General features: G+C 72.4%; 13 protein-coding genes. 9 read left to right on the top strand and 4 right to left on the bottom strand.

The features are described from left to right. Window positions 1-95: 95 nt before the first annotated feature. Window positions 96-854 (top strand): LOG family protein, encoded by a 759-nt coding sequence (locus GFH48_RS15155; protein WP_153288780.1) that lies wholly within the window; start codon window positions 96-98, stop codon window positions 852-854. Between the two features lie 82 nt (window positions 855-936). Here the strand turns inward: GFH48_RS15155 and folP are convergent, their stop codons facing one another. Next, window positions 937-1,797, bottom strand: coding sequence for a dihydropteroate synthase (gene folP / locus GFH48_RS15150; RefSeq protein ID WP_153288779.1), 861 nt, complete (start codon window positions 1,795-1,797; stop codon window positions 937-939). A 162-nt stretch (window positions 1,798-1,959) separates the two neighbouring features. Between folP and GFH48_RS15145 the strand changes: the two genes are divergently transcribed. Further along, the gene (locus GFH48_RS15145; RefSeq protein ID WP_153288778.1) at window positions 1,960-2,316 is read left to right on the top strand and encodes a DivIVA domain-containing protein; all 357 of its coding nucleotides are present in this window, start codon (window positions 1,960-1,962) and stop codon (window positions 2,314-2,316) included. Continuing rightward, on the top strand, window positions 2,313-2,897 hold the full coding sequence (locus tag GFH48_RS15140) for a DNA-3-methyladenine glycosylase I (protein WP_153288777.1): 585 nt from the start codon (window positions 2,313-2,315) through the stop codon (window positions 2,895-2,897). Before GFH48_RS15145 ends, GFH48_RS15140 begins: the two co-directional genes overlap by 4 nt. Before the next feature lie 91 nt (window positions 2,898-2,988). On the opposite strand, the gene chcB is transcribed toward GFH48_RS15140, so the two are convergent. Then, window positions 2,989-3,792, bottom strand: coding sequence for a 2-cyclohexenylcarbonyl CoA isomerase (gene chcB / locus GFH48_RS15135; protein WP_153288776.1), 804 nt, complete (start codon window positions 3,790-3,792; stop codon window positions 2,989-2,991). A gap of 375 nt (window positions 3,793-4,167) precedes the next feature. On the opposite strand from chcB, the gene GFH48_RS15130 reads away from it, so the two are divergent. Beyond that, on the top strand, window positions 4,168-4,335 hold the full coding sequence (locus GFH48_RS15130) for a DUF3117 domain-containing protein (protein WP_003966491.1): 168 nt from the start codon (window positions 4,168-4,170) through the stop codon (window positions 4,333-4,335). Window positions 4,336-4,499: 164 nt separating this feature from the next. Here the strand turns inward: GFH48_RS15130 and GFH48_RS15125 are convergent, their stop codons facing one another. Then, window positions 4,500-5,198, bottom strand: a complete 699-nt coding sequence (locus tag GFH48_RS15125) for an O-methyltransferase (protein ID WP_153288775.1) — start codon at window positions 5,196-5,198, stop codon at window positions 4,500-4,502. A gap of 239 nt (window positions 5,199-5,437) precedes the next feature. Here GFH48_RS15125 and sigE point away from each other — a divergent pair, with 239 nt between their 5' ends. From sigE to GFH48_RS15100, 5 genes are all read left to right on the top strand, one after another. Beyond that, on the top strand, window positions 5,438-6,139 hold the full coding sequence (gene sigE, locus GFH48_RS15120; RefSeq protein ID WP_148011030.1) for an RNA polymerase sigma factor SigE: 702 nt from the start codon (window positions 5,438-5,440) through the stop codon (window positions 6,137-6,139). Continuing rightward, complete coding sequence (locus GFH48_RS15115; RefSeq protein WP_153288774.1) at window positions 6,136-7,116, top strand: anti-sigma factor family protein; 981 nt, start codon at window positions 6,136-6,138, stop codon at window positions 7,114-7,116. The genes sigE and GFH48_RS15115 overlap by 4 nt, the downstream gene beginning before the upstream one ends. A gap of 982 nt (window positions 7,117-8,098) precedes the next feature. Then, entirely contained in the window at window positions 8,099-9,646 is a 1,548-nt protein-coding gene (locus GFH48_RS40120; RefSeq protein ID WP_407698712.1) for a S1C family serine protease, read from the top strand. A gap of 291 nt (window positions 9,647-9,937) precedes the next feature. Beyond that, complete coding sequence (locus GFH48_RS15105) at window positions 9,938-10,381, top strand: sec-independent translocase (RefSeq protein WP_153288772.1); 444 nt, start codon at window positions 9,938-9,940, stop codon at window positions 10,379-10,381. Between the two features lie 204 nt (window positions 10,382-10,585). Then, window positions 10,586-11,242, top strand: coding sequence for a hypothetical protein (locus GFH48_RS15100; protein WP_153288771.1), 657 nt, complete (start codon window positions 10,586-10,588; stop codon window positions 11,240-11,242). A 182-nt stretch (window positions 11,243-11,424) separates the two neighbouring features. On the opposite strand, the gene GFH48_RS15095 is transcribed toward GFH48_RS15100, so the two are convergent. Then, window positions 11,425-12,558 carry an Mrp/NBP35 family ATP-binding protein gene (locus GFH48_RS15095; protein ID WP_153288770.1) on the bottom strand — a complete coding sequence of 378 codons (1,134 nt, stop codon included), beginning with the start codon at window positions 12,556-12,558 and terminating at the stop codon, window positions 11,425-11,427. Window positions 12,559-12,562: the final 4 nt, after the last annotated feature.

Raw genomic sequence — 12,562 nt, 5'->3', positions numbered from 1 at the left:
GCCGTCGGGTGCGCGGCGGACATGCGCATGTCCCCCCTCCGTAACCACCTGAGATCTACGCTGGGGCTGAACAATTGCAAGCGGAGGGAGCGCACATGGCTACTGGCAACCCCGAGGGCAAGAAGCGGCCACCGGAGGAGCAGCGGCTGGGTCCGGTGCTGCGCAGGCGGGGCCAGGTCCAGGCGAGCACGACGGACCAGCGGCTGCTGGACGCCGGGGGGCCCTCGGACTGGGTGCACACCGATCCCTGGCGGGTCCTGCGCATCCAGTCGGAATTCATCGAAGGCTTCGGCACGCTCGCCGAACTTCCCGCCGCGATCAGTGTGTTCGGCTCGGCCCGGACGCCGGTGGACTCTCCCGAGTACGAAGCGGGTGTCGCGCTCGGACGGGGGCTGGTCGAAGCCGGGTTCGCCGTCATCACGGGAGGCGGGCCCGGGGCGATGGAGGCCGCCAACAAGGGTGCGTGCGAGGCCAAGGGTGTCTCCGTCGGCCTCGGCATCGAGCTGCCCTTCGAGCAGGGTTTGAACCAGTACGTCGATATCGGGCTGAACTTCCGATATTTCTTCGTCCGAAAAATGATGTTTGTCAAATATGCCCAGGGGTTCGTGGTGCTGCCCGGCGGGCTCGGCACCCTCGACGAGCTCTTCGAGGCCCTCACCCTCGTCCAGACCCAGAAGGTGACCCGCTTCCCGATCGTCCTCTTCGGGACGGCGTACTGGGGCGGTCTCGTCGACTGGCTCAAGAACACCCTCATCGCCCAGGGCAAGGCCTCCGAGAAGGACCTCCTCCTCTTCCACCTCACGGACGAGGTGGACGAGGCGGTGGCCCTCGTGTCGAAGGAAGCGGGCCGCTGAGGCGGAGGTCTCCTCGCGCCCGCCGCCCCTGCCGGTCCCTGGGGGCCGCCGTCCGCGGGACGGGCAGGGGCGGCGGGCGCCGCTAGGCCAGGCCGCGGCGGGCGACCGCCGGCGGCCGGTGGCCCGCGATCGACGCCACCATGTCGAGCACCTGCCGCGTCTCCGCGACCTCGTGGACGCGATACACCTGCGCCCCCAGCCACGCCGAGACGGCGGTCGTCGCCAGCGTCCCCACCACCCGCTCCTTGACCGGCCTGTCGAGCGTCTCGCCGACGAAGTCCTTGTTGGAGAGCGAGACCAGCACCGGCCAGCCCGTCCCGACCATCTCGCCCAGCCTCCGCGTCGCCTCCAGGCTGTGCCGCGTGTTCTTCCCGAAGTCGTGCCCCGGATCGATCAGCACGGACTCCCGCGCGACCCCCAGGGACACGGCCCGCTCGGCCAGCCCGACGGTCACCCCCAGAATGTCGGCCATGACGTCGTCGTACGCGATCCGATGCGGACGCGTCCGCGGCTGTGCACCCCCGGCGTGCGTGCACACCAGCCCCACCCCGTACCGCGCCGCGACCTCCGCGAGCCGCGGATCCACCCCGCCCCACGCGTCGTTGAGCAGATCGGCCCCCGCCTCGCAGACCGCCTCGCCGACCTCGTGCCGCCAGGTGTCGACGCTGATGATCACGTCCGGGAAGCGCCGTCGGACCTCGGCCACGAAGCCGACCGTACGACGCGCCTCCTCCTCGGCGGTGACCTCCTCGCCGGGACCGGCCTTGACCCCGCCGATGTCGATGATCGCGGCCCCCTCGGCGATCGCCTGTTCCACCCGGGCGAGCGCCGGCTCGTCGTGGAAGGTCGCTCCCTGGTCGTAGAAGGAGTCCGGGGTCCGGTTCACGATGGCCATGATCACCGGCTCGTGCGGGTCGAATTCGTGCTTCCCCAGCCTGAGCATCCCCTGTGACCTCTCCCTGTGAATCCCACTGCTTAGCCGCCTGCGACCTTAACTGTCAGACTCGCATGGCACGATCGGAGTCCGACGGTTCCGCCGTCGGTAAGCATCAGTACTTTCGCGCCGGCGCGACCGCGTCGGCACCAGAGCGTGGGGACCTCAGCGATGTTCATGTTCTTGTTCCTGGTCGTCGCGCTCGCCGTCGTGGTCGCCGCGGTGACCCTGGCCGTGGTGGGCGGCGGCGAGAGCGCGCCCCTGCCCGAGGCGGCGCCCGACCGGCTGGACGATCCGCTGCCCGCCGCCCGCCCGGTGAACCGCGCGGACGTGGAGGCCCTGCGGTTCCCGCTCGCCCCCCGCGGCTACCGCATGTCGGACGTGGACGACGCCCTCGGCCGTCTCGGCGCGGAGCTCGCGGAGCGCGACGCCCGGATCGCCCACCTGGAGTCCGCGCTCGCCGGCGCCCGCGCGGACACCGCCCGGCCCACCTCCCTGCACAAGCACGCCGAGGGCGAGGAGCGGTGAGCGACGCGCTCGCCGGCCCCGACGGCGCCCTGCGCTGCCCCTGGGCGCTGTCCACCGAGGACTACGTGTCGTACCACGACGAGGAGTGGGGCCGCCCGGTCCACGGCGACGACGCGCTGTACGAGCGGCTCTGCCTGGAGGCCTTCCAATCGGGCCTGTCCTGGATCACCATCCTGCGCCGCAGGCCGGGTTTCCGGGCCGCCTTCGCCGGTTTCGAGATCGCCTCGGTGGCGGCTTTCACGGACGCCGACAAGGAGCGCCTCCTCGGTGACCCGGGCATCATCCGCAACCGCGCGAAGATCGAGGCGACCGTCGCCAACGCGCGCGTGCTGGCCGACTGGGCACCCGGCGAACTCGACGAGCTGATCTGGTCCTTCGCGCCCGACCCGGACACCCGCCCGGCCCCCGCAAAGCTGTCCGACGTCCCGGCCGTCACGGACGAGTCGACCGCCCTCTCCAAGACCCTCAAGAAGCGCGGCATCCGTTTCGTGGGCCCGACGACGGCGTACGCCCTGATGCAGGCGTGCGGCCTGGTCGACGACCACCTGGTGGACTGCGTCGCGCGCAAGGACACCCCCTGAAGGCTTCGCGCCGGCAGCCGCGGGGAAATTCGCGCCGAGGGCTTCGGGGAGACGGCGGGCCGGGCACGGCCGGCCCGCCGCCCCCGCGACGTCACCGCCCCAAGTACTTGGGCTTCTCCTTGTCGACGAACGCCTGCACCGCGATCAGATGGTCCTCGGAAGCCCCCGCCCGCGTCTGCAGCTCGTCCTCCTTCTCCAGCGTCTCGTCCAGCGAATGAGTCAGGCCGTACGCCACTGCCTCCTTCAGCGCGGCGTACGCGACCGTCGGGCCGGTGGCCAGCGCCCGCGCCACCTTCTCCGCCTCCGCGCGCAGTTCGCCGGCGGGCACGAGCCGGTTCGCGATGCCCAGCTCGTACGCCTCCTGCGCGGTGATGCTGCGCGGGAAGAGCAGCAGGTCGGCGGCGCGGCCCGGCCCCACGACCCGCGGCAGCGTCCAGGAGATCCCGGAGTCGGCGGTCAGCGCGACCCCGGCGAACGACGTGTTGAAGGCGGCCGTGTCCGCGACGATCCGGTAGTCCGCGGCGAGCGCGAAACCGAGCCCCGCCCCGGCGGCGACACCGTTGACCGCGGCCACCACGGGCTTCGGGGCGCCGGTCAGGGCCCGCACGATCGGGTTGTAGTGCTCGCGCACGGTGTTCATCGTGTGCCTCGACCCCGACTCCTTGTCGGCGGCCAGCAGCCCGATGTGCTCCTTGAGGTCCTGACCGACGCAGAACGCCCGGTCACCGGCCGCGGTGAGCAGGATCGCCCGCACCTCCGGGTCCGCCGCCGCCTGCCGCGCCGCGTCCCGCAGGGCGACCTTCGTACCGGTGTCCATCGCGTTCATCGCCCCGGGGCGGTTCAGCGTGATCGTCGCGAGTCCGTCGCTCACCTCGTAGAGCACGGTGTCGGCCATGGTGGGTTCCCCTCGGTGTCGCGGCTCCGTCGTACCCGTCGGTACGTCCTGCGTCCGAGGACAGCATGCAGGACGACGGAGCGGGGATCACGGTCCGAGGTTCGGACAGGACATGTGACCTGCGTCAAAGAATTCTGAGCCGGGAAGGTCCATGCGGCGGCGCAGTATCGCAGTCACATCGCCGAATTGAGTGGTTTTGCTCAAGCGCGTTGCGCAAGCGATGCCGACTGATGTTGGTCATCGGGTCCTGAGATGCGGGATAATGGCCTGGAAGCAATGTGTTCGATGCCGGTGACGTGTGTCCTATGAGAGGACGTGCGTGCCCTCCACGGGGCCGTCGGCGACGATGAGCTGGTTTCAGGAAGGGGAACGAGCATGGCGGCCATGAAGCCGCGGACGGGCGATGGCCCGCTCGAGGTGACAAAGGAGGGGCGGGGCATCGTCATGCGCGTTCCGCTCGAAGGCGGCGGTCGGCTCGTCGTCGAGCTGACCCCTGACGAGGCCGACGCGCTCGGCGACGCCCTCAAGAAGGTCGTCGGCTGACGCGGAAGCGACCATACCTTTTCACCTGCCCCGGCATCGTAAACGGTGCCGGGGCAGTGGTGTGTCAAGGACGGCCCGACGACGCGCCCTTTTGGTACCGGCGCAGGTCAGAGCGGATTCGGGGCACGAGCAGGGCGGGTCGGGCGGGTGCCCGGCGGTGCGGATCAGCGCTTGACGGCGCAGAGCAGGCCGTCGCCCACCGGGAGCAGCGAGGGCACCAGGTCCTGGCTCTCGCGCACCGCGCGCAGCAGTTCGCGCAGCCGGCCGACCTCCGCGGGCTGCGGTCCCGAGTCCATGGTGCGGCCGTCCGCGAACACGCCCTCGAAGGCGACCAGCCCGCCCGGCCGCAGCAGGCGCAACGATTCAGCGAGGTAGTCCAGGCACTCCAGACGGTCGCCGTCGCAGAAGACGAGGTCGTAGCCGGCGTCCGCGAGCCGGGGGAGCACGTCCAGCGCGCGGCCGGGGATGAAGCGCGCGCGGTTGCTCGCGAAGCCCGCCGCACGGAAGGCCTGACGGGCGAACTGCTGGCGGTCGGGCTCCGGGTCGACGGTGGTCAGTACCCCGTCCGGCCGCATGCCGTGCAGCAGATGAATTCCTGAGACGCCGGCCCCGGTCCCGATCTCCGCCACCGCTTTCGCGTCCACGGTGGCGGCGAGCAAGCGCAACGCGGCGCCCGTGCCGGGCGAGACCGAGCGCAGGCCTGCCTCGCGCGCCCGGTCGCGGGCCCAGCGCAGCGCCTCGTCCTCGGCGACAAAGGCGTCGGCGAACGCCCAGCTCGTCTGCCGGTTGCCGGTAATGACCCTCTCCTGTCCCCGTGATTGCCTGGGCGTGACTGTATCCGTTGGTGCCGGGAACCTGCTGATGGGACCGGGCGTTTAGAGGGATGGGGAAACAGACCGGGGGGAAGCGCATGGATCAGGTGACGGAGCGGGAGGCGGAGCGAGGTGCCGAGTACGTGCTGACACAGCCATATGAGCGCGTATCAATTTCCCGTAAAACCGCTTATCCGGAGCTAACGGGCGAGGTGGCTATGGTAGGGGCTCCACTGGACACCACCAGAGCCGACAGGGGAGGTGCGGCTACGCCTGTGGATCGGGGACGGGTGCTGCGGCGCCTGCTGCGATCAGCGGGTGAGCCGAAATCCGTGACCGACACCGCTGACACGTTCCATGCCGCTGCTCCCGCGCAGACCGCGACGTTCACCACCGACGCGGAGCCCCAGGCGTGGACTCCGCCCACGTGGGAGGAGATCGTCAGCACGCACAGCGGCCGGGTCTACCGGCTCGCCTACCGCCTGACGGGAAACCAGCACGACGCCGAGGACCTCACCCAGGAGGTCTTCGTCCGTGTCTTCCGCTCCTTGTCGACCTACACGCCCGGCACCTTCGAGGGCTGGCTGCACCGCATCACGACCAACCTCTTCCTGGACATGGTGCGCCGCAAGCAGCGCATCCGCTTCGACGCCCTCGGCGACGACGCGGCCGAGCGCCTGCCCAGCCGCGAGCCCTCCCCGCAGCAGGTCTTCAACGACGCGCACTTCGACGCGGACGTCCAGCAGGCGCTGGACACCCTCGCGCCCGAGTTCCGCGCCGCCGTCGTCCTCTGTGACATCGAGGGACTGTCGTACGAGGAGATCGCCGCCACCCTGGGCGTCAAGCTCGGTACGGTCCGCAGCCGGATCCACCGTGGTCGCTCGCAGCTGCGCAAGGCCCTCTCGCACCGGTCTCCCGAGGCCCGTGCCGAGCGCCGCGGCTTCGCGATCACGGGAGTTCCCGCGCTGGGAGGAGGGGGCGCGACCGCGTGAGTGGATCACGGCCTGACTCTGCGGAGCGGCGTGTAGCCGACCAGCATCTTGGGGACCGACTCTCCGCCCTCGTGGACGGCGAGCTCGGTCATGAGTCGCGCGATCGCGTCCTGGCCCACCTCGCCACCTGTGCGAAGTGCAAGGCCGAGGCGGACGCCCAGCGCCGACTGAAGAACGTCTTCGCGGAAGTCGCCCCTCCGCCCCCTTCCGAGAGCTTCCTGGCCCGTCTCCAGGGACTGCCGGGGGGAGGTGACTTCGACGGCGGTGACGGCTCACCGCTCGGCGGGGGAGCATTCGGCGGAAGACTGCCCTCCGGCTCCGGGGTGACCGGCGTCTTCGGCGTGCGCGGCGAACCCTTCGGGTACGTGCCCGCCGGGCCGCACGCGGACGCGCTGCGCCCTTCCGCCGGACGCGGCTTCCATATCCATGACGTCAGCCGTCACGAGGCCGAGAGGTCCTCCTCGCGCGGTCTGCGCTTCGCCTTCGCCGCGGCCGGTGCGGTGTCGCTGGCCGCGGTCGCGCTCGGCGGGGTGTCGACCGGGGTGCCCGGTGACACCGCGGACGCGCGCGGCGGCTCCGGCGGAAGCAACGTGGCACCGACGCGCACCCCGGGCTCGGGGAGCGCGACGGCTCCCGAGACACAGCGCCGCCGCTCCACGGGACCGCTGCTCGCCCAGGGCCAGCGCGCGTTCGGTGACGCCCCGGTGCAGCCCACCGAGGTGTCCGCGCCGCTGCTGCCCGGAGTCCCCGCTCCGGCGCCCCAGGGCCAGGACATGATGCACACGCTGACGACCCCCGTGGTGGCCGGCGCCGCCGCGATGTCCCCGCTGATACGTCCGCTCACGGAGGTCCAGCCGGCCGTGTCGACCTCCTGGTCGATGGCGCCCGAGGTCGCGACCCCGGGTCTGCTCGCCGCGCCCGCCCCCGTCTCGTCCCCCTCCTCCTCCCCGTTCCTCTCCTCCCGCACCGCCCGCTGACCCGCTCTCTGCGCCGCGGCCCCGGAACCTGGTTGAATCCGGGGTGGGGCGCGTCCGCCCGAGGGATTCCCGGACGCGGACGCGGATGTCGGCAATCTGGGGTGGCCGTCGGCGAGTTGCGCCGTGGGCCGGGTGTGGGGAGAACATGAACGAGCCGAAGCCCACGAAGGCGAAGTGGTGGAACCGGCCCCGGCCGGTACCTCCGGTGGTCGCGGAGGCGGGTTCGGCCGAGGACGCCGGACTCTCCGAGGGTGGGTTCGGTCCTGAGGGCGTTTTCGAGCCTGAGCGTGATTCCGGGCATGACGGCGATTTCGTACTGGAACGGCCCGCGCCGGTGCTGCCCGCGGCCGATGCGCGGCCCGCCGCCGTGTCCGACGCCGCACCCGCGTCCGCGGCCCCCGTGGACCGCCCCGGGCCCCTGCACGACCCCGACCCGTACAGCACTCCGCCGTACGGCGAGCCCGGCCCCTGGGCACCCGCCCCGCCGGTCCAGCACCCGGCGCTCACCCCGGCACCCGGCCCTTCCGTCCCGGCGCCCACGCCCGCGCACGACCCGGCGGCTCCCACGGGTGCGGGTGTTCCGGCGCGGAAGACGCCCACGTCGACGCCCACGCCCGTACCGGTCACCCCGGCGCAGGGTGTTCCCGCTTCGCCGGTGGGTCCGGCGCAGGGTGTTCCCGCTCAACCGGTCGCCCCCGCGCAAGGAACGCCCGCCCCCACGTACGGCACCTCCGCCCCGCCGGACACCTCCGCGCACGGGACACCGGCCCCGGCCGAGGACTCCTCGTACGAGATACCGGCGCCGGTGGCCGGCTCCGCGTACGGGACGCCGGCTGCCGCCGCCGGCTCCGCGTACGAGACGGCGGCCCCCGTGCCCGATACCGCCTACGGGACGCCGACCCCGGCGCCAGGCACCGCGTACGAGACGCCGGCTCCCGCGGGCGCTGCCCCGTACGAGGCGCCGGCTCCCGCGGGCGCTGCCGTGTACGAGACGCCGGCTCCCGCGGGCGCTGCCCCGTACGAGACGCCGGCTCCCGCGGGCGCTGCCGTGTACGAGACGCCGGCTCCCGCGGGCGCTGCCGTGTACGAGACGCCGGCTCCCGCGGGCGCTGCCCCGTACGAGACGCAGGCACCTCTGCTTGGCGCCGCGTACGGGACATCCGCATCGGAGACCGGTGCCCCCGACCCGTCGGGGGGCACCTCCCACGGCGCGCCCGCCCCGGTGGCCGTCTCCGGGGCCGGGACAGGGGTTCCGGCGGGAACCCCGGCCCCAGGGGCCTCGCTGCCCCCAGGGGCGCCTCCAGCCCCGTACACGAGCACTTCCCGCCCCGCTCCGGACCCCTGGCGGAACTACGACCCCTGGGCCACCCCCGGGCCCCTCCAGCAGAACGGCGCGGCGGCCGGGACGGGGACGCGGCGGCAGGGACGGACCACGAGGTCGCTGGTCCTCGGGGCCGTGCTGATCACCGTCGTCGCCGGGGGCGTCGGCGGCGCCGTGGGCGTCCACCTGGAACGCGACGGCGAATCGGGGGACATCGTGCTGCACCAGGCCGCCGAGGAGGCACCCGGGCGGCCGGCCGACAGCGTCGCGGGCATAGCCGCCCGCGCCCTGCCCGGCGTCGTCACGCTGCATGTGCGCGGCGCCGACGAGGCGGGCACCGGCACCGGTTTCGTACTCGACACCCGGGGCCACATCCTCACCAACAACCACGTGGTCGAACCGGCCGGCGCGCGCGGCGAGATAACCGTGACGTTCAGCGGCGGCGAGAGCGCCAAGGCCACCGTCGTCGGGCACGACAGCGGATACGACCTCGCCGTGGTCGAGGTGACCCGGGTCGCCGGACTGCGGCCCCTGCCGCTGGGCAACTCCGACAGCGTCCAGGTGGGCGACCCCGTGGTCGCCATCGGCGCGCCCTTCGACCTCGCCAACACCGTCACCTCGGGGATCATCAGCGCCAAGGAGCGGCCCATCACAGCGGGCGGCGAGAAGGGCGACGGGAGCGACGTCTCGTACGTGGACGCCCTGCAGACCGACGCGTCCATCAACCCCGGCAACTCCGGCGGACCCCTGCTCGACTCCCGGGCGCGGGTCATCGGCATCAACAGCGCCATCCGCTCCGCCGACGGCGCCATCGACCCGCAGGCCGGCCAGGCCGGTTCCATCGGGCTGGGTTTCGCCATCCCGGTCAACCAGGCCAGGCGCGTCGCCGAGGAGCTGATCAACACGGGCCGGGCGACGCACCCCGTGATCGGTGTCACGCTCGACCTGGGCTACACCGGCGACGGCGCCCGGGTCGGCACGAGGACGAGCGGCGGCTCGCCGGTCACCCCGGGCGGCCCCGGCGCCCGCGCGGGGATCAGGGCGGGCGACGTCATCACCGAGGTCGACGGGCTGCGCGTGCACTCGGGCGAGGAGCTGATCGTGCGGACCCGCGCCCACCGCCCCGGCGACCGGCTGCTGCTGACCCTGCGGCGGGACGGTACCCGCGAAAAGATCACCCTGGTCCTCGGCTCGGCGGACGGCGACTGACCGCCCCGGACCGCGGCCCGCCCCGGGGGGATCGCGGCGGACGGGGGCGGACCGGGACGGACGGCGGGGGACGGCGGAGGGACGGCGGCGGACGGAGCCGGACGTGGCCGTCGGGCCGGGAGCCGTCCCCTCCCCGGGCGGCAAACAGCAGGGAAAACTGGACGTGTACACGAACCCGGAGGCCCCGGGACAGTTCCGGACGGACGGGATGGCCGGGTACCGTGGACCCGGCCCGGACCACGGAAGAACCGCCGGGGGCCGAGGACCGAAGGACATCGCAAGGAGCTTCAGGTGTTCAATGACATAGGACCGCTCGAGCTGGTGGCGCTCGTTGTCCTCGCCGTGCTCGTCTTCGGTCCGGACAAGCTCCCGAAGATGATCCAGGACGTCACGCGCACCATCCGCAAGATCCGTGAGTTCTCGGAGACCGCCAAGGCGGACATCCGTGAGGAACTCGGCCCGGAGTTCAAGGACTTCGAGTTCGAGGACCTCAACCCCAAGACGTTCCTGCGCAAGCAGCTGGACAGCGACGAGCTGGGGCTCAAGGAGATCCGTAACGGCTTCGACCTGAAGAAGGAGATGGCCGAGGTCACGGACGCGGTGCACAGCCGTGAATCCGAGTCGTCGAGTTCCGGTCCGGGTTCCGGCTCGGCCGGATCCACGGTGGACATGACCAAGAAGCCCGAGCGGTCCGGCCAGGACGAGCGCCCGCCCTTCGACGCCGACGCCACCTGAGCCGTACCCCGATCGAGACAGGTCAGGGGCCTTCCGGCCGTGTGACACGGCCGGAAATCGACGGCGGGCGCGCCCCACGCGACGGGTGCTTTCCGTGCTGCCCGGAGCGGTGTGGCTATGCTGCCCAGTTGTTGTGCGGACCGCTGAGGACGCCCGAGGGGGGCGGGCCGCCCGGTCCGACGAGAGCAAGGAGGCGTCCGGCAGATGGAGACGACAAGTCGGGTAGGCGCGCAGGCACCGGCCACGGAGGGCGGACAGCAGCTCGCCTCCGCCCGGCGCACGGTCGACGGCTACCTGCTGGCGCCCTTCCCGTGGTACGGCCTCGACGAGGCCTTCACGGGACCGCGCTGGCTGATGCAGGTGGGCATGTCGGCGGACGGCGCCGTCGAACACGGTTCGATCGGGCACGGTGAGGAGCCCTCGGTGCGCGGCGAGTCGACCGAGGACAAGGAACGCTTCGCGGTCGTGGTGACCGTCGCGGCGAACCCCTCGCGCCGCAGCGCGGACGGTACGGGACTGCTGGAGGCCACCTCGGTCTCCTCGGCGGCGTGGCTGGCCGGTGTGGGCCTGCTGTCCTTCACCTGGCCCGGCCAGATGGACCACACCCTGCGGGACGACTGGCTGGACCAGCAGACCGAGACGGCGTGGGTCCTCGCGGACGATCTCGACGGCTCGGACTGGTCCTCGCTGTCCCTCCCCGTGGACGGTGTGCCCACGCCGTTCCACTACCGCGAGTCCGAGTTCGGCTGGGTCCTCGCGGGGTCCACCCAGGAGGGCGTGCACGTGGGTGCGTACGGACGCGGCATGAGCGCGTACGGGCTGGGCTTCGCGGTGGTCAAGGACATCGCGGCGTACGTCTGAGTGCTCCGCGGCGCACGCCGGAGTGCTCCGCAGAGCGCTCCGCCGGGCGGCGGCGCTCCGCGGAGGCGGTGCGGGCGGGTTCCGCGGACGCGGGCCGGCCGTGGCCGGGGCGCGCGGTTTCCCCGCGCCCCTGACGGGGCGGGTTCATCTCCCCCGAGCGGGGAGGCCGGGGAGAGCGTTGGTCAGAACTTGTTCCTCGGGGTGATGCCCAGGGACATGCCCGACAGGCCGCGCTGCCGGCCGCCCAGCTTGCCGGCGATGGCGCGCAGGGCCGAGCCGGCCGGGGACGAGGGATCGGTCAGGACGACCGGCCTGCCGTCGTCGCCGCCCTCGCGCAGCCGGACGTCGATGGGGATGGACCCGAGGACCGGGACGCTCGCGCCGGTGGTGCGGGTCAGCCCGTCCGCGACCGTCTGGCCGCCGCCGGTGCCGAACACGTCGACCATCTCGCCGCAGTGCGGGCACGGCAGGCCCGCCATGTTCTCGACGACGCCCACGATCTTCTGGTGGGTCTGGACGGCGATGGAGCCCGCGCGCTCGGCGACCTCGGCCGCCGCCTGCTGCGGGGTGGTGACGACGAGGATCTCGGCGTTCGGCACCAGCTGGGCGACGGAGATCGCGATGTCGCCGGTGCCCGGCGGGAGGTCGAGGAGGAGGACGTCCAGGTCGCCCCAGTACACGTCCGCCAGGAACTGCTGGAGGGCGCGGTGGAGCATCGGGCCGCGCCATACGACCGGGGCGTTGCCCGGGGTGAACATGCCGATGGAGATGACCTTCACGCCGTGCGCGGACGGCGGCATGATCATGTTCTCGACCTGGGTCGGACGGCCGTCGACGCCGAGCATGCGGGGCACGGAGTGGCCGTAGATGTCCGCGTCGACCACGCCGACCTTGAGACCGTCGGCCGCCATCGCCGCCGCCAGGTTCACCGTCACCGAGGACTTGCCGACGCCGCCCTTGCCGGAGGCGACCGCGTACACGCGGGTGAGGGAGCCCGGCTTCGCGAAGGGGACCTCGCGCTCGGCCTGGCCGCCGCGCAGCGCGCCCGCCAGCTCGCGGCGCTGCTCGTCGCTCATGACGTCCAGGGTCACGTCGACGCGGGTGACGCCCTCGACCGCCGAGACCGCCTTCGTCACGTTCTCGGTGATGGTCTCGCGCATCGGACAGCCGGAGACGGTCAGATACACGGCGACCGCGACCGCGCCGTCCGCACCGATGTCCACCGATTTGACCATCCCCAGTTCGGTGATGGGTCGCTGGATCTCGGGGTCGTTCACCGTCGCCAGTGCTTCACGCACCGCGTCTTCCGTAGCCATAGGG

This window comes from Streptomyces fagopyri (genome assembly GCF_009498275.1).
Taxonomy (GTDB): Bacteria; Actinomycetota; Actinomycetes; order Streptomycetales; family Streptomycetaceae; genus Streptomyces; species Streptomyces fagopyri.
This window is presented reverse-complemented; position numbering and strand designations above follow the sequence as displayed.